The sequence below is a fragment of the Mesorhizobium sp. WSM4842 genome, assembly GCF_055901575.1.
The window spans coordinates 2,459,550-2,475,381 of record NZ_CM148372.1 but is presented as its reverse complement, the minus strand read 5'-3'; the positions used below and the strand labels follow the sequence as shown (position 1 = coordinate 2,475,381).

Sequence of the window (15,832 nt, the reverse complement as noted above, 5' to 3'; positions counted from 1 at the left end):
CGTCTTCCTGCTCACCCTACGCGTGAGTATGGTCACAGGTCGATTTTTGTCGTCACGTGCCACAAAGCTTTCTAAACGCACTGATCGCAGCGACGACTCTGGAATGGACGTCCTTGTCTGAAGGAACCGGCAGAGTGTGAATGACCCGCCGGATCTGCAGATCACCGATCAGCAGGTTCAAGAACCAATCGGCCGCAATGCGCGCAGAGGGCGCGGCCAGCGCACCGCTCTCCAAGCCGCGCTGGATCAATTTCTCGATCAGCGGAAATACCGAATCGCGGCCGCCTGCGGCAATCGTCGCACCCAATTCGCCACTTTCGTCAGAAGCAGCCGCGCGGTTCAGGGAAATTGCCCGCTCACCAAGCAGCATCGATAGCAGGATCGGAGCAACATCTTCAAGGGTTACCAGAGGATCGACGTCGTTCCTGATTGCCGCATCCAGTGCCGCCTTCGTCGCCCTTGCATTGTTTTCGACCATCGTCTTGAACAGGCCCTTCTTGTCGCCATACCAGCGATAGAGGGTTTCATTTGACGCCTTTGCCTCTTTGGCTATGCCAAGCATGGAAGTCCCGCCGTAGCCTCTCTCCTTGAGAAGCTTGTAGGCTGCCCTCTCGATATGTGCTCGACGCGCAGCCTTGGTGTCCTCGCGCATTCCAATCTCCGAACTGCCCATCTTCGAAACTGCCAAGCTCCGAAACTGCCAAATCTTCGAAACTGCCAATCCTCGAAACTGCCAATCCTCGAAACTGCCAATCTTCGAAACTGCTTGACCAAAACCGTACACTTTTGTACGTATATGTGAAAGCGTACACAATGATACGGTTCTATGGAAGCAGTGATGCCTGGCATAGTGGTAGGACTGTCGGTCACATCGATCGTTTTTTCCGGGGCGATTTTCGGATTTTTCTACGCCTGGGTCTGCTCCACAATGTGGGGCCTCGACCAGACCGATCCCCGAGTGGCGATCGAGGCTATGCAGGCGATGAATGCATCGGTTCGCAACGCCGTATTCTTTCCGGCATTCTTTCTGACGCCGGTCGTTCTGGGGCTCACGGCTGCCGCGATGCTTTTCAATGGCCGCAAGTCGCCTGCGTTCTGGTTCGCTGCCGCGGCGCTCGTCTATCTGACATCGGGCCTTTTCCTCACATTGACGGTGAACGTGCCGATGAACGAGGCGTTGGCCGCAATTCCCGTTCCCAAGGATATCGAGACTGCGCGAGAGATCTGGCAGGACTATTCACAACAGTGGCAGTTCTGGAACCAGGCGCGAACCATCGCTTCAGGAATCGCTTTGGCTCTTGCCGGCTTCGGTCTGGTGAGATTGTGACCGGGAGAGCGCCCAGCAGAGCAAGGTGGCCAGCCGACATCAGGCAAGGCCGCGGTGAATGACATTGGCATGCCCTTGCCAGCAGGCGCCAACGCGCTTCCGGCGTGTGCCGTCCAGCCTGCCGCGGGCATTGCCCTGTGGCGGTTCCAGTTTCCATTCATATTCGGGCTTGGGCCGGCGACGCCGACTTTGGCTTCTGTCAGCCGCTTTCGTAGTTCATACCGTCGACATCAAGGTCTGAGATCAGCCATTCGGGAAAACCGCCTTCGAACCGGCGTGAGGCCCGGCCTCGCGACCTCAGGATTGCCAGCGCGTCGGCAGAAAGGACGCACTGGACACCACGGCAATAGGCGACGATGACCTTCTCTCGTGGAAGCTCCGCAAGTCGATCCTCCAACTCAGCCACGGGAATGTTGATCGCACCCGGCAAATGCCCGGCTGCGTATTCCTCCTGCGGCCGAACGTCGAGCAGCACGACTTCGTCGTCCCGCATGCGGCGCACGAGTTCCTCGCGCGAGATGTTCTCCAGCCTGTCCGGCCGGCTCATAGTGTCGTTGATGAGCTCACGGATTTGCTCGCGCCTATGGTTCGCAAGGCTTCGCAAGGCCGCCAGCACGTCTTCGATCGGCCCATCTGCCAAACGATAGAGCACGCGTTTCCCGTCTCGCCGGGTCTGCACCAAGCCGGCCCGTTTGAGGTGTTGAAGATGCTGCGAGGTGTTGGCCAACGCGATCCCGGAAAGCTGCGTCAGCTGCTCTACCGCGACTTCGCCGTCGGCAATGTGGCGGAGGAGAACCAGCCGGTGTGCATGTCCCAGCGTTCGGGCGAGATCGGCTATTTCGTCAAAGATCGGATGATGGACGTCTGCGTTTTTCATACCGCATGGCTATCATCAATCAAACGATCAATCAATACATTGAATGAGAGGTTTTAATTGGTTAGTGTCTGACTCCGTGACAGGAGCATGGACAAGGGAGGAGCATAGAAATGGATGAGCAGGTTGAGTTCGTTGTCCGCGCAGCCGCGATCGGAGCAGGAGCGACGGCGGTGATGGATCTTTGGGGGTTGTTTCTGAAGCTTGCGTTCGCAATTCCATCGGTTGATTATGCCTGGGTCGGCCGCTGGATTGGGCACTTTCCGCGAGGACGTTTCGCGCATGCGAATATCGCGCAGGCGCCCCGAATTCGTGGCGAAACGCCTATCGGTTGGGTTGCGCATTACGCGATCGGCATCGTCTTTGCTGCATTGCTGATGGGAGTATGGGGCCTCGACTGGGCACGACAGCCGACATTGCTTCCTGCCTTCTTGTCGGCATGGCCACTATTGTCGCCCCATTCTTCATAATGCAGCCAGCTTTTGGAGCCGGAATTGCAGCCTCGAAAACGCCCAACCCGCACACTGCGCGTCTGCGCGGCCTCATGACTCATCTGTCCTTCGGCGTCGGGCTGTATGTCGCTGCGTTGCTTTCGGCACGCCTGTTTCCGGTCTGACACTGATCGATTGCGGTCGGCTTTCGACCCAGTCTCCTGCCCAGCCATACTTCCTGTTACTGGCTGATCGCAACCAGGACGGAGCCCGCTTCCACCTTGGCCGGATAGGTCCTGAGATTCACACAGGGCGGCAGCCGCATTGCCGCGCCGGTGCGATAGTCGAAGGCGCCGGCGTGCTTGGGGCATTCGACCTGGTAGTCCATGACAAGCCCATCGGCGAGATGGACGGCCTCGTGCGTGCACAGGCCATCGGTGCAGAAGACCTCGTCATCGGGCGAGCGGAAGACGGCGTAGGTCTTGCCGCCATGGTCGAAGCGGCGGGCACCTTCCTGTTCGATGTCGTCGAGGCTGCAGGCCGTAATCCAGCTGGACATTTGCTTTCCTTCGATAATGAACTGCGCAGGGAACCGTCCAGGACGGCCCGTGCAGCCGTCCTGGAGGGCTTGCTTCGGCCTAGTTCTTGTTGAGGTAGTCGGCCATGTTGGCCGGCGTGACCAGTTCGAACGGGACGTAGACGACGCGATCGACTTTCTCACCCTTGGCAAGGGCGAGTGCGGCGTCGACGCCGCCGCCGCCTTGCGCCTTGGCGTTCTGAAATACCGTCACAGAGAGGTCGCCCGCCTTCATCGACTGCAGGCCATCCTGGGTGGCATCGATGACGCCGACGACGACGTTCTTCATGTCCACCCCGTTTGCCTTGAGGGCCAGGATCACGCCGATGGCGGATTCGTCGTTTTGTTGGCGATGACCGCGTCCGGCACCTGTCCGGCCGTCAGCCAGTTGGTCATCAGGTTCTGCGCATTGTCGCGCGACCACTCGGACGATTGCTTGTCGATGATCTTGATGAAATTGCACATATCGGTGCCGAAGATCTGCTCGACATCCTTCGTCCGCTGCAACGCTGCCTGATGAACCAGGCTGCCCATGACGATGTAGGCTCCGGCGCCGGCCGACTTGCCGTTCGCACGCAGCAGCTTGCACACCTCGAACGCCTCCAATGTGCCGGATTCAACCTCGTTGGAACCGACATAGACCTGCTTGTCGGGAAGATTGGCCATGTCGGTGGGCTCGAGATTGACGAAGACGAGCGGAATACCAGCGCCCGCTCCTCGTCGCTGATGGTCTTGGAAGCGTTGGTGTCGACCAGCGTGACGACGATAGCGTCGACGCCGTTGGCGATGAAGTTCTTCACCTGGTCGAGCTGCTTGGCGACATCGTTCTGCGCATCCTCGACCTGGATGCCGACGCCCTTTTCTTGGCTCGGTCCTGCATTCCGTGCATCAGCAGCGTCTGGAAATTGTTGTCGAAATTGACGATGCTGACGCCGATCGTTTCTGCCATCGCAGCGGTCGACATCATTGTCGCCAACGCTGCCGAACACAGAAGTTTCTTCATGAATTTCCTCCCTCTGGACGTGGAGTGCCGGCTCACTCCTTTTTGGAATACCGGCCCTTTCGGGATGGCTGACAGCGCTATTTGGCCGCGGCGTTGGCGCGCGCCTTCTTCTTCTCGTAACGGGCCTGCATGCGGGCCTCGCCCTCCTTGCTGCCGTCGTGGAAAGTGCCGAACCACCTGTCGAACGGGATGAGGCCGTCGCCGTAGTTCACCTCGAAATATTTGTGATGGAGGTAGTGGATGTAGGCGTGGCTATCGACGGCTTTGTCCTCGCCGAGTTCGACCTTGTCGAAGCCGACATGGCCGGGGATGGCGCCGAAGCCGGCGAAGTGAAGTTGATAGAGCGCCAGGATCGGGTTGGACGGGATGATGAGATGCCACAGCGCAACCCCGAGATAGCCGAACTGCTCGACCGGATGCATCGACAGCGACGACCATGGCGAGGGGTTCACCGAATTGTGGTGGACCGAATGCACCCATCTGTAGAGCGGCCCCCAATGGATGGCCCTGTGCAGCAGGAAGAAATGGGTCTCGTGGATGATCGGCGCCGCCAGCGCCAGGCAGAACAGGTAGACGGGGTGCTCGGCAAAGGTGAGCCACGGCACGTAGCCGTTGGCATAGGCATGGAGGATGGCGACCTCGATCGCCGTCCAGATCGGCAGCCCGGTGCCGAAGGTGCGCAGCATGTTGTCGATATTCTGGCTGCCGAAGAAAAAGGCCTTGCTCTTCTGCTCGGACGGCCATTTGCCATTGTATTTGAACCTGTTGCCCTGGGCCCGCAGGATGTAGAGCCTGAGCTCGAAGACGCCGAAGAACAATAGAAGGGCTGCGCAGTTGACGATGACGAGCCTGACGATCCAGCCCCAGGAGAGCGTCTTCATCGCCTCGACATCGGGCAGCACGAAGTGCCACCAGGCCACCGCCGAAAGGGCGAACAGCAGATTGTAGGGCAGGAAGTAGTGCGGCAGCCACTTAAGCAGCGCGAGCGGCCGTGGCGGAAAGACGAAGAGCGGCGCGGTGCCGGCCGGTTCGTCGGGGATCCAGTCGCCGCGCTTGTTGCGCTTGCCGTGTTTCAGGTCGTCCATATCGTTTCTCACAAGGCTTGGGAGAGGGTCAGGAAGCGGTCGAAGACGGCATCGTCCATGTCGACCTGATGCCTGGCTTCGGGATAGCGGCCCTCAGCCACCTCGCGGCCGAAAGTGCGGAAGGCGGCGATGCGCTTTTCCTGCAGCTCGGCCTCCAGCGTGACGAAGTCGGCGTAGCGCTTGGAATGGCGGGGGTAGTGGCCGGTGTGGGTGCCCAGCACGTCGCTGGAAAACAGATACTGCGTGTCGCAAGCCGAGCCACAGCCCATGCCCATTGTGATCAGCGGCGTCGAGCGGGTGATGTGCTCGGCTAACCGCACCGGCACGACCTCGACCTCGATGCAGGCAGCGCCCGCATTCTCCAAATCCTTGGTTGCGCGTAGGACCTTGAGGGCCTCCTCGGCTGTCCTGCCCACAGCGCGAAAATTCGTCCAGGTGGCGCGGTTCGGCACCAGGCCGACATGGCCGGTGACGGGAATGCCTTCCGCCGCCATCACTTCGATGAAGCGCGGCGAATGCGAGCAATAGATCGCGTCAGCGCCGCGCTTCATCATGGCGAAGCCGAGCCGCACCGCTTCGTCGGGTGAGGCCACCGCGCCATGCGGCATGCCGACCGACAGGAACGCGTGAGGTGCGGCGGCGCGAATGGCTTCGAGATTGTGGTCGGGCTCGCAGGACAGGATGGTGATGTCGCAGGCAACCGCCGCTGCCGCTTCGGCCGGCGTATCGACATGCAGTTGCAGCCATTTGCGGCTGCCCTTGGCGCTCTGCAGATCGTAGGCCGTCAGCCGTCTGGTCACCTGTCATCCTCCCGTTTGCTGAGGGGATAACATCGCGGCCGTCGTAAGGCCGCTTATTCCTTGATCAAATCAGATCAAACGTTCTCGGCGGTGAAAGTGACGAAGCGGATCGGCGGATTGTCGACCGGCAGATCGTGCAGGTTGAGCGTGGCCAGCACCAGATCCATGGCGCGCCTTGCCTGCGCCTCCGGCGCCTGGTCGAGCACGACATCCATCGTGCCCTGGCGAAGGGCAGAGGCGCTGCGCTCGGTGAGTTCATGGCCGACGAAGAACACCTCGCGGCCACGCGGATGGCGTCTTAGCACGTCGTTCAGCGCGGCGTTGGCGCCGCCGGCATTATAAAGCCCGGCAAGGTCCGGCCAGCATGTCAGTGCCTCGACCAGTTGCCCGGCGTTTCGGTCGCCCTCGTCATGGCCGAACAGGGCCGCGACCGGTTCGAAATCGCCGCCGGGCTCCATCACATAGTCGAAGAAGCCGCGCACGCGGTCGCGGTGCACGCGGTAGATCTGGCTATGGCAGATTGCCACCACCTTGCCCGGCCGCCTTTGCATGCGCGACATCAGCAGGCCGGCCATGCGCCCAGCCGCGTAATTGTCGATGCCGACATAGGCGCCGCTGGTGCCGGAAATCTGCGTGACGATCTGCACCGTCGGGATCTTCTCCGCCTCCAGCTGGCGCAGCGCCGCGCCAACCAGCGGATGGTCGGGGACCGCGAGGATAAGGCCGGCGCGGCGCATGTCGGGATCGAGTATCCGCTGCGCGATGGCCGCGGGATCTGCCTCATCGAGAAATGTCCGGTGTACGGCGATCGTCCGATCCAACGTGGCGGCGATGCGCTCGAAGGCGCGGGACAGGCGGGCAAAGAAGGTGGCATCCGGGCGGACCAGGATAACCTCGATCCTGATCACTCCCCGATGGGCTTCCGGCAGGCGGCGCGGATAGTCGAGCGAGCGCGCGGCGGCGACGACCTTCTCGACGGTTGCGGGCCTGACACCGCCCCTGCCGTTCAGAACGCGCTCGACCGTCGCCGTTGCCGACCCCGGCGCGACGGGCTATCTCAAGGAAAGTGGGCTTCGGAATCTTGGTTCTCCGCTGTCACGATTCCGAAGCCTGGCCAGCCGCATCCGCTTTTCCAAGATAGATCATCTTCCGACTCCCCCAAAAGACCCCATCCCGGCGATGTTCGCAATCGAATGCAGCGGGCTGTCCGGCAGTCGGTTGCTTCAGGGCTTTCGGAGTGACAATGTTGGCTTCTGGGCTCAAGCCTGACATTCATTGCAATGCCCGCCTTGGCTTGCACCCCGCCCCACCTTCCGCTATAGAGCCGCCACCCGCGTAGACACCCTTGGAGGCAACGCGGCGGAAGGCTGTCCGGCCTGCGTGATCCCAAAAAAGATTTTGGACCAGATCATGTAAGGCCATGACGGCTTTCGACGTTTACGGCCCAGGCATCTCGCCGGCCGCGAACGCTCCAGAACAACGTGAAAGGAAATGCCATGAGCGATACTTACGAGCTCAAGGCCGAAGCGCGCGAACAGGTCGGTAAGGGGTCCGCCCGTGCAGTTCGCCGCAACGGTAAAGTGCCTGCAGTAATCTACGGTGACAAGCAGCCTCCCCTGGCGATTGCGCTGACCTACAAGGACATCTACTACAAGATCCATGGCGGCGGGTTCCTGACCACGATCGCCACGATCGATGTCGACGGCAAGAAGATCCAGGTCCTGCCCAAGGACTTCCAGCTCGACCCGGTCAAGGATTTCCCTGTCCATGTCGACTTCCTGCGCATCGGCAAGGACACCGAAGTCAATGTCGACGTGCCGGTCCACTTCATCAATGAGGACAAGTCGCCCGGCATCAAGCGCGGCGGCGTGCTCAACATCGTGCGTCACGAAGTCGAGTTCCACTGCCCGGCCAATGCGATCCCGGAATTCATCACCGTCGATCTCACCGGCACCGATATCGGCGATTCGATCCACATCTCGGCGGTCAAGCTGCCGGCCGGCGTCAAGCCGGTGATCTCCGACCGCGACTTCACCGTCGCAACCATCGCCGGCTCCGCGGCGATGAAGCCGGAGGCGGAGGAAGAGGCGGTCGAAACGGCTGAGCCCGAAGCGGCTCCTGCCGCCGAAGAGAAGTAATCCGTTTCCGCCCGGAGGTGACGATGCTGCTGTTTGCAGGCCTCGGCAATCCGGGCGCGAAATACGCCAACAACCGGCACAATGTCGGCTTCATGGCGGCGGACGCAATCGCCCGCCGCCATTCCTTTTCGCCCTGGTCGAAAAAGTTTCAGGGCCTGATCGCCGAAGGCACGCTTGCCGGCGAAAAGGTCATCCTGATCAAGCCGCAGACCTTCATGAACAATTCCGGCCAGTCGATCGGCGAAGCGCTGCGCTTCTATAAGCTCACCCCCTCGGCGCTCACCGTCTTCTATGACGAGATCGACCTCGCCGACGGTAAGGTCCGCGTCAAGACCGGCGGCGGCGCCGGCGGTCACAACGGCATCCGCTCGATCGACGGCCATGTCGGCAACGCCTACCGCCGCGTGCGGATCGGGGTCGGCCACCCCGGCGTCAAGGAATTCGTCCAGCATCATGTGCTTGGCGATTTCGCCAAGGCCGATCGCGAATGGCTGGAGCCGCTGCTCGAAGCCATCGGTGATCATGCCGACTTGATCGTGAGGGGTGATGAGCCCGGCTTCATGAACAAGGTCAGTGTTGCCGTCCAGCGAAAAACCGGTGCTGCGCCCGAGCCGGAAAAGCCCGCGCAAAAACAACAGGGTGCAAAACAGCAGAGCCATGTCCGTCAGGCGCGACCGCAGCAGCCGATGGTCAAGCTGCCGGAAACCGGTCCGATGGCCGCTATGCTGAAAAAGCTGTTCGGCGGCAAGGATTAGGCCATGGACATGGACGACGTTCAGGAATTGGTCCGACGCGTCAGGCAGAAATATGTCGATCAGTTCGTCTCAGCTGTCGGCGAACTTGCTGCCAACAGCCAAGGATCGCATACGACCGAGGTCAAGTTCTCGAACGTCGATTCCTTCTATCGAAATTTCATCGCAGTCGACTTCGTTGCTAACGACGGACAGCCCAATCCGCAATTCATCAATAGCGATACCTATCTGAAATTCTCTCCGGATATTCGCGCCGAGATCGGCGGAATGGACGCCTTAATATCGCCGTTCAAGTGGGACGAGGTCCATTTCAAGTTCGACACAAAGGACCTTGACGACGATCTCTTCGACGAATGGTTTCGCACCTGGTTCGATATCGATGGCGAGCGCGAGACGATGGAGATCGTCGGAAACATCATTCACAGCACGCAATTGCTCGATGGGCAGTTGACGGTTGATTTCGGAACCGCCGACGTCGACGCGTTCTGGCATCTCCTACAGATATTGAGCAGGTCCGGCGTTCGCTCGCTGGCCATAGGCACCGACGACATTGCGCAACCCCTGAACTGAATTGCGCCTTGACGATCGTCGGCGCTTTCGCCCATAGCCCTCATCAAATTTCGATTTCCCGATAGGACCGGATAAAAATGGGTTTCAAATGCGGCATCGTTGGCTTGCCCAACGTCGGCAAGTCGACGCTTTTCAACGCGCTGACCAGGACGGCGGCGGCGCAGGCCGCCAACTATCCGTTCTGCACCATCGAACCGAACACCGGCGAAGTGGCGGTGCCCGACCCGCGCCTGCAAAAGATCGCGGCGATCGGCAAGTCGAAGGAGATCATTCCGACCCGCATCTCGTTCGTCGACATCGCCGGCCTGGTGCGCGGCGCCTCGAAGGGCGAAGGTCTGGGCAACCAGTTCCTGGCCAATATCCGCGAGGTCGACGCCATCGTCCATGTGCTGCGTTGCTTCGAGGATGACGACATCACCCATGTCGAGGGCCGCATCGATCCTGTCGCCGACGCCGAGACCGTCGAGACCGAGCTGATGCTCGCCGACCTCGACAGCCTCGAGCGCCGCATCGTGCAGTTCCGCAAGCGCGCTTCCGGCAAGGACAAGGAGGCGCTGACCGTGCTTCCGATGATGGAAGCAGCTCTTGAACTCCTGCAGGCCGGCAAGCCCGCCCGCATCCTGCTCAACGGCATAGCGCCTGAGGATCTGCGTATCCTGCAGGGGCTGAACCTGCTGACGTCGCACCCGGTGCTCTATGTCTGCAATGTCGCCGAGGCCGACGCCGCGACCGGCAACGCGCACACCAAAGCGGTCGAGCAGATGGCTGCCGCGCAGGGCGCCCGCACCGTGGTGATTTCGGCGGCGATCGAAGCCGAGGTCGCGCAGCTCAGCGACGAAGAGGAAATGGAATTCCTGGCGACGCTGGGCCTCGAGGAACCCGGCCTGAACAAGGTGATCCGCGCCGGCTACGAGCTGCTGCAGCTCATCACCTATTTCACCGTCGGGCCGAAGGAGACGCGCGCCTGGACCGTGCACAAGGGCGCCAAGGCGCCGCAGGCGGCAGGCATCATCCACACCGATTTCGAGCGCGGCTTCATCCGCGCCCAGACCATCGCCTACAACGACTTCGTCACGCTGGGCGGCGAAGTGGCGGCCAAGGAAGCCGGCAAGGCGCGCGACGAAGGCAAGGAGTATGTCGTCCAGGACGGCGACATCATGCTGTTCAAGTTCAACACCTGAGCTGACCGACGGCGCCTTCTTCTCCTTCTTCTCCTCCTTCTCCTCCTTCTCCCCTTCGTGGGAGAAGGTGGCCGAGCCCACGGGTCTTGCCTCCGGCAGGCCCGAGGACAGGCTCCGCTCGGTCGGATGAGCATCTGTGTTTGTTGTCAAGGGGCGATTGGGCTCCAGAAGCGGTCTTGGGCGATGAGTGCGTTGGCCATGACGACGAGCTTTCGCATGACGGCGACGAGGATGACCTTTGCGGCCTTTCCGGCGTTGCGCAGGCGTGCGGCGAAGGCGGCAAGGTCCTTGTTGTAGCGGCTTGCCGACAGCGCCGCCATGTAGAGGACGTTTCTGACAGCCTTGCGTCCGCCTTTGATTGCACGGCGGCCCTGACGCGGCCCGCTGTCGTGGGCGACGGGGGCGAGGCCGGTCAGCATGGCCGCCTGTTTGGCGTTGAGCGTGCCCATCTCGGCGAGACCGACCAGCAGCGCGGTGGCCGTGATCGGGCCAATGCCCGGGATCGACACCAAGATGGCGTGGCGGCGGGCAAGGGCGGGGTCGGCCGAGATCAGGCGAGCGGTTTCGGTTTCGAGACGGACGAGGTGGCGTTCGATCATCCGCAGTCTGCGCTTGAGTTCGGCGCGCAGAAAGGGGCTTTGGAGTGTCGCCAAGCGGTTGATGAGCGCGGTGCGTTCGGCACTGGCGGCACCGCGCACGCCGACGATTTCCTGCAATGCTTCCATCGCAAGCGAAGCCGGTACCGTCTCGGCCGGTTCGAGTGCGACCCCCATCAAGGCCAGCAGCCTGGCGTCGATCCTATCGGTCTTGGCGAGCTGGCCGCAGGCTTCGGCAAAGAGCCGAGCGCGCAGCGGGTTGACGACGGCCACGGCCAATCCCGCCTCGTGCAGCGAGCGTTGCGCCGCCCGATGGTATTTGGACGTCGCCTCCAGGACCACCCGCCTCACCGCAAGCTCGCCGAGCAGGCGCTTCAGCCGCCGCAGTCCGCCACTGTCATTGGCGACGCGGAAGCTCTTGCCGGCCGGATGGACGTAGACATCCAGCCACTCTTTACACACGTCGATGCCGGCATAGACTGGCGGCGTCGCATTCGGTTCGGACAATACCTTGCCTTGCATGCGGGACTTGCTCCCCATCATCTGTTCAGGACCAATGTGAGAACGAATGGACCTTGCTCATCCGCGGCTCACACCAAGGGGCGTACGGTCCCATCCGTCCACTCCCCGGCGGACGGCCATCCGTCGGGGAGTACAGCTATCTTGCACAAATAGCCGCAATCCGAACATGCAAGGAGTGTTCCAGCCTGGCACTGCGGCACTCCGTGCAACACCCCTCTTCCGTCTCGGCGCTGCGCGCCGATCCACCTTCTCCCACAAGGGGAGAAGGAAGAGCTGCTCAATGCCCTTCAAACCCGATCAGCGTCCTGACCGGCACGCCGAGTGCTTCGAGCTTGTCGCGGCCGCCGAGGTCCGGCAGGTCGATGACGAAGCAGGCGGCGAGAATGTCGGCGCCGATCTGGCGCAACAGCTGGACCGCCGCCGCCGCCGTGCCGCCGGTGGCGATCAGGTCGTCGACCAGGATCACCTTTTCACCCGGAGATACGCCATCCCTGTGCATCTCCATCTCGTCCAGCCCGTATTCGAGGCTGTAGGCGACGCGCACCGTCTCGTAAGGCAGCTTGCCCTTCTTGCGGATCGGCACGAAGCCGGCCGAGAGCTGATGGGCGACGGCGCCGCCAAGGATGAAGCCGCGCGCCTCGATGCCGGCGATCTTGTCGACTTTCTGGCCGGCATAGGGATGCACCAGCTCGTCGATGGCGCGGCGGAAGGCGCGCGCATTGCTTAGCAGCGTGGTGATGTCGCGAAACAGGATGCCCGGCTTGGGATAATCCGGAATGGTGCGGATCGCGGCAAGCAGCGTGTCTTCGAGCGAAGGTTTCATGGGCGGCTCTCCGGGCATTCGTCCGATTCGACTTGAAGACGTGAAAAGGAACGCCGGCCGATCGTAACCCGGCGCGGCCGGCGACGGCTACCGCGATGTGGCGCCTGGAAGAAAATTGTCCGGCAAAAGACTGAGCCGGCCGCCTTCGGAATACAAAAAGGGCGCCTTTCGACGCCCTTTCGATCTCGTGGCTTTGCGTAGCTCAGTGCGCCACGCCGGCCCACACCTTGCGCTTGGTCAGATAGACCAGCGCGCCGAACAGCAACAGGAAGACCAGCACGCGAAAGCCGGTTTTCTTGCGGGCTTCAAGATGCGGCTCGGCTGCCCACATCAGGAAGGCCGACACGTCGCGGGAATACTGGTCGACCGTCTGCGGCGAGCCGTCATCATAGGTCACCTGGTCGTCGGAGAGCGGGTTGGGCATCTTCAGCGACACGCCGGCTATGAAGTACGGATTGTAGTGCGTGCCTTCCGGTATCTCCATGCCCGCCGGCGGCTGCTCGTCATAGCCGGTCAGCAGCGAGTGGATATAGTCGGGACCGCCCTGGGCGTATTGCGTGAAGATGTCGAAGACGAAGCGCGGAAAGCCGCGCTCGACGCCGCGCGCCTTGGCCAGCAGCGACATGTCGGGCGGGGCAGCCCCGCCATTGGCGGCCGCTGCTGCCTGATCGTTGGGGAACGGCGCCGGGAAATGGTCGGACGGTATGCCGGGACGATCGAACATGTCGCCGGCATCGTTGGGACCGTCATTGATCGTGTACTCGGCGGCCAGTGCCTTGACCTGCGCTTCCGAATAGCCAAGGTCTTCCAGTGTGCGGAACGCCACCAATTTCATCGAATGGCAGGCCGCGCAGACTTCCTTGTAGACCTTCAGCCCGCGCTGCAGCTGCGCCTTGTCGTAGGTGCCGAACGGCCCGGCGAAGCTCCAGTCCATCTCCTTCGGCTCGTGTATCGGGAAATGCGTCGGCGCGGCTTCGTTGTGCGCCTCCTCCTGGGCGACGACCCCGGTGGTCGCGGCCCCAGTGCCTGCCAACACAAGGCCGAGCAGCGCCAGCGAGGTGAGAATCGTCTTCATGCCAAATCCCCTTGAGATTCTCTGCCGCGCTGTCGTCGTCTCGAGCATGATCTTTTCCGAAAACCGGTCTCCACTTTTCGGGATCATGCTCAGCCCTTGGTTTCCGCTGCGGCTGTCGCGCGAGCCGGATGCCCGCCACCCTTGTTCTTCTCGAGCACCGCCTCGGTGATCGAATTCGGCAACCGCCGCGGGGTCTCGATCAGGCCAAGCACGGGCAGCGCGACCAGGAAGAAGGCGAAGTAGAACAATGTCGCCATCTGCGCCATGAAGACATAGCTGCCTTCGGCCGGCTGCGAACCCAGCCAGCCAAGCAGGACAGCATCGATCACGAACAGCCAGAAGAACAGCTTGTACCAAGGCCGGTAGACCGCCGAGCGCACCTTCGAGGTGTCGAGCCACGGCACCAGAAACAGCATGGCGATGGAGCCGAACATCGCGAGCACGCCACCGAGCTTGGAGTTGATCGGCCCGATATTGAAGGTGATGGCACGCAGGATCGCGTAGAACGGCAGGAAGTACCATTCCGGCACGATATGGGCAGGCGTCTTCAGCGGGTCGGCGACTGTATAGTTGTCCGGGTGGCCGAGAAAGTTCGGCAGGTAGAAGACGAAATAGGCGAAGATGAACAGGAAAACGAGCATCCCGAACGCGTCCTTGATGGTCGCGTAAGGGGTGAAGGCGACGGTGTCGGTCTTCGACTTGACCTCGATGCCGGTCGGGTTTGACTGGCCGACCACATGCAGCGCCCATATATGCAGGACGACGACGCCGGCGATCATGAACGGCAGAAGATAGTGCAATGAAAAGAAGCGGTTAAGCGTCGGGTTGTCGACAGCGAAGCCGCCGAGCAGAAGCTGCTGGATCCATTCGCCGACCAGCGGAATGGCGCTGAAGAAGCCGGTGATGACGGTCGCGCCCCAGAACGACATCTGCCCCCAGGGCAGCACATAGCCCATGAAACCTGTCGCCATCATCAGGAGGTAGATGATGCAGCCGAGGATCCACAGAAGCTCGCGCGGCGCCTTGTAGGAACCGTAGTAGAGGCCGCGGAAGATGTGGATGTAGACGGCGACGAAGAAGAACGACGCGCCGTTCGAATGCAGGTAGCGCAACAGCCAGCCCGAATTCACGTCGCGCATGATCTTCTCGACCGAATCGAAGGCGAGAGTGCTGTCCGCCGCATAGTGCATGGCCAGCACGATGCCGGTCAGAATCTGCGCCGCCAGCATGGTCGCCAGGATGCCGCCGAAGGTCCACGCATAATTGAGGTTGCGCGGCACCGGATAGGCGACGAAGCTGTCATAGACCAGCCGCGGCAGCGGCATGCGGGCGTCGAACCAGCGTCCGATACCGGTCTTGGGCGTATAGGTCGAGTGTCCCTCGCTCATCGAAATATCCCTTAGCCTCAGCCGATACGGATCTTGGTGTCGGAAATGAACTGGAACACCGGCACCGACATGTTCTCCGGCGCCGGCCCGCCGCGGACGCGGCCGGCGGTGTCGTATACCGAACCGTGGCACGGGCAGAACCAGCCGCCGAACTCGCCTTCCTGGCCGAGCGGTATGCAGCCGAGATGGGTGCAGACCTGGACCATCACCATCCAGGCCTCCTTGCCCGGCATGGTGCGGTTGGCGTCCGTCGCCGGCGCATCGGCCGGCAAATTGGCATTGCGGGCGAGCGGATCCTTGAGCTGGGCCAGATTGACCGCCTCGCCATCCTTCATCTCTTGTTCGGTGCGGTTGCGCACCACCACCGGCTTGCCGCGCCATTTCACGACAAGCGACATTCCCGGCGTCAGCGAGGAGACGTCGACCTCGACCGAGGCCAGCGCCAGCGTCGAGGCATCCGGGCGCATCTGGTCGATGAACGGCCAGGCGACGGCACCCGCGCCGACCACCGCGGCCATGCCCGTGGCGACATAGAGAAAATCACGACGGTTGGGATCCTGGATGTCGGTTGCGCTCACGGGTGCCTGATCCTTTCGCCTCTTCCGTGCCGGTGGCCGAGGCTTGTTCCCCGCTCTTTCACGCCAACCCGACAGCGCATGGCGAACAGGCTAGCGAATTCCTCCGGCAATT

General features: G+C 61.8%; 15 protein-coding genes and 3 pseudogenes. 6 read left to right on the top strand and 12 right to left on the bottom strand.

The genetic code is table 11. From position 1 onward, the window contains the following. Positions 1–52: 52 nt before the first annotated feature. Positions 53–652 (bottom strand): TetR/AcrR family transcriptional regulator, encoded by a 600-nt coding sequence (locus tag AC0NIE_RS11950; protein WP_473488746.1) that lies wholly within the window; start codon positions 650–652, stop codon positions 53–55. 186 nt (positions 653–838) lie between these two features. Between AC0NIE_RS11950 and AC0NIE_RS11945 the strand changes: the two genes are divergently transcribed. Then, positions 839–1,327, top strand: coding sequence for an anthrone oxygenase family protein (locus AC0NIE_RS11945; RefSeq protein WP_473488747.1), 489 nt, complete (start codon positions 839–841; stop codon positions 1,325–1,327). Between the two features lie 199 nt (positions 1,328–1,526). Here AC0NIE_RS11945 and AC0NIE_RS11940 read toward each other — a convergent pair whose 3' ends face one another. Then, positions 1,527–2,204, bottom strand: a complete 678-nt coding sequence (locus AC0NIE_RS11940; protein ID WP_473488748.1) for an ArsR/SmtB family transcription factor — start codon at positions 2,202–2,204, stop codon at positions 1,527–1,529. A gap of 110 nt (positions 2,205–2,314) precedes the next feature. Here AC0NIE_RS11940 and AC0NIE_RS11935 point away from each other — a divergent pair. Beyond that, positions 2,315–2,817, top strand: a pseudogene (locus AC0NIE_RS11935) (DUF2938 domain-containing protein). Between the two features lie 56 nt (positions 2,818–2,873). On the opposite strand, the gene AC0NIE_RS11930 reads toward AC0NIE_RS11935, so the two are convergent. The 5 genes and pseudogenes from AC0NIE_RS11930 to AC0NIE_RS11910 form a co-directional block, all read right to left on the bottom strand. Continuing rightward, positions 2,874–3,191 (bottom strand): MocE family 2Fe-2S type ferredoxin, encoded by a 318-nt coding sequence (locus AC0NIE_RS11930; protein WP_473488749.1) that lies wholly within the window; start codon positions 3,189–3,191, stop codon positions 2,874–2,876. A 79-nt stretch (positions 3,192–3,270) separates the two neighbouring features. Then, a pseudogene (locus AC0NIE_RS11925) lies at positions 3,271–4,212 on the bottom strand (substrate-binding domain-containing protein). A 77-nt stretch (positions 4,213–4,289) separates the two neighbouring features. Then, complete coding sequence (locus tag AC0NIE_RS11920; RefSeq protein ID WP_473488750.1) at positions 4,290–5,297, bottom strand: sterol desaturase family protein; 1,008 nt, start codon at positions 5,295–5,297, stop codon at positions 4,290–4,292. Between the two features lie 8 nt (positions 5,298–5,305). Beyond that, a complete protein-coding gene (locus AC0NIE_RS11915) occupies positions 5,306–6,097 on the bottom strand; it encodes a 3-methyl-2-oxobutanoate hydroxymethyltransferase (protein ID WP_473488751.1) in 792 nt (263 codons plus the stop codon). Between the two features lie 74 nt (positions 6,098–6,171). Further along, positions 6,172–7,177: pseudogene (locus tag AC0NIE_RS11910) on the bottom strand (LacI family DNA-binding transcriptional regulator). A gap of 416 nt (positions 7,178–7,593) precedes the next feature. Between AC0NIE_RS11910 and AC0NIE_RS11905 the strand changes: the two are divergent. From AC0NIE_RS11905 to ychF, 4 genes are all read left to right on the top strand, one after another. After that, the gene (locus AC0NIE_RS11905; protein ID WP_473488752.1) at positions 7,594–8,235 is read left to right on the top strand and encodes a 50S ribosomal protein L25/general stress protein Ctc; all 642 of its coding nucleotides are present in this window, start codon (positions 7,594–7,596) and stop codon (positions 8,233–8,235) included. Positions 8,236–8,258: 23 nt separating this feature from the next. Next, complete coding sequence (gene pth / locus AC0NIE_RS11900; protein WP_473488753.1) at positions 8,259–8,990, top strand: aminoacyl-tRNA hydrolase; 732 nt, start codon at positions 8,259–8,261, stop codon at positions 8,988–8,990. A 3-nt stretch (positions 8,991–8,993) separates the two neighbouring features. Beyond that, positions 8,994–9,557: a hypothetical protein gene (locus AC0NIE_RS11895; RefSeq protein ID WP_258122605.1), complete on the top strand. Its 564-nt coding sequence runs from the start codon at positions 8,994–8,996 to the stop codon at positions 9,555–9,557. A 77-nt stretch (positions 9,558–9,634) separates the two neighbouring features. Next, a complete protein-coding gene (ychF, locus tag AC0NIE_RS11890) occupies positions 9,635–10,738 on the top strand; it encodes a redox-regulated ATPase YchF (protein ID WP_473488754.1) in 1,104 nt (367 codons plus the stop codon). Positions 10,739–10,884: 146 nt separating this feature from the next. On the opposite strand, the gene AC0NIE_RS11885 is transcribed toward ychF, so the two are convergent. From AC0NIE_RS11885 to petA, 5 genes are all read right to left on the bottom strand, one after another. Then, a complete protein-coding gene (locus tag AC0NIE_RS11885; RefSeq protein WP_473490043.1) occupies positions 10,885–11,856 on the bottom strand; it encodes an IS110 family RNA-guided transposase in 972 nt (323 codons plus the stop codon). 277 nt (positions 11,857–12,133) lie between these two features. Further along, positions 12,134–12,679 (bottom strand): adenine phosphoribosyltransferase, encoded by a 546-nt coding sequence (locus AC0NIE_RS11880; RefSeq protein WP_095491616.1) that lies wholly within the window; start codon positions 12,677–12,679, stop codon positions 12,134–12,136. A 202-nt stretch (positions 12,680–12,881) separates the two neighbouring features. After that, positions 12,882–13,754: a cytochrome c1 gene (locus tag AC0NIE_RS11875; protein ID WP_473490012.1), complete on the bottom strand. Its 873-nt coding sequence runs from the start codon at positions 13,752–13,754 to the stop codon at positions 12,882–12,884. An 89-nt stretch (positions 13,755–13,843) separates the two neighbouring features. Continuing rightward, the gene (locus AC0NIE_RS11870; RefSeq protein ID WP_473490013.1) at positions 13,844–15,142 is read right to left on the bottom strand and encodes a cytochrome b; all 1,299 of its coding nucleotides are present in this window, start codon (positions 15,140–15,142) and stop codon (positions 13,844–13,846) included. Positions 15,143–15,159: 17 nt separating this feature from the next. Further along, the gene (gene petA / locus AC0NIE_RS11865; RefSeq protein WP_473490014.1) at positions 15,160–15,720 is read right to left on the bottom strand and encodes a ubiquinol-cytochrome c reductase iron-sulfur subunit; all 561 of its coding nucleotides are present in this window, start codon (positions 15,718–15,720) and stop codon (positions 15,160–15,162) included. Between the last annotated feature and the right edge of the window lie 112 nt (positions 15,721–15,832).

Bases quoted from the DNA above. Each gene is read 5' to 3' on its own strand.
- AC0NIE_RS11950 (WP_473488746.1), bottom strand. From the start codon at position 652: ATGCGCGAGGACACCAAGGCTGCGCGTCGAGCACATATCGAGAGGGCA.
- AC0NIE_RS11945 (WP_473488747.1), top strand. From the start codon at position 839: ATGCCTGGCATAGTGGTAGGACTGTCGGTCACATCGATCGTTTTTTCC.
- AC0NIE_RS11940 (WP_473488748.1), bottom strand. From the start codon at position 2,204: ATGAAAAACGCAGACGTCCATCATCCGATCTTTGACGAAATAGCCGAT.
- AC0NIE_RS11930 (WP_473488749.1), bottom strand. From the start codon at position 3,191: ATGTCCAGCTGGATTACGGCCTGCAGCCTCGACGACATCGAACAGGAA.
- AC0NIE_RS11920 (WP_473488750.1), bottom strand. From the start codon at position 5,297: ATGGACGACCTGAAACACGGCAAGCGCAACAAGCGCGGCGACTGGATC.
- AC0NIE_RS11905 (WP_473488752.1), top strand. From the start codon at position 7,594: ATGAGCGATACTTACGAGCTCAAGGCCGAAGCGCGCGAACAGGTCGGT.
- pth (WP_473488753.1), top strand. From the start codon at position 8,259: ATGCTGCTGTTTGCAGGCCTCGGCAATCCGGGCGCGAAATACGCCAAC.
- AC0NIE_RS11895 (WP_258122605.1), top strand. From the start codon at position 8,994: ATGGACATGGACGACGTTCAGGAATTGGTCCGACGCGTCAGGCAGAAA.
- ychF (WP_473488754.1), top strand. From the start codon at position 9,635: ATGGGTTTCAAATGCGGCATCGTTGGCTTGCCCAACGTCGGCAAGTCG.
- AC0NIE_RS11885 (WP_473490043.1), bottom strand. From the start codon at position 11,856: ATGCAAGGCAAGGTATTGTCCGAACCGAATGCGACGCCGCCAGTCTAT.
- AC0NIE_RS11880 (WP_095491616.1), bottom strand. From the start codon at position 12,679: ATGAAACCTTCGCTCGAAGACACGCTGCTTGCCGCGATCCGCACCATT.
- AC0NIE_RS11875 (WP_473490012.1), bottom strand. From the start codon at position 13,754: ATGAAGACGATTCTCACCTCGCTGGCGCTGCTCGGCCTTGTGTTGGCA.
- AC0NIE_RS11870 (WP_473490013.1), bottom strand. From the start codon at position 15,142: ATGAGCGAGGGACACTCGACCTATACGCCCAAGACCGGTATCGGACGC.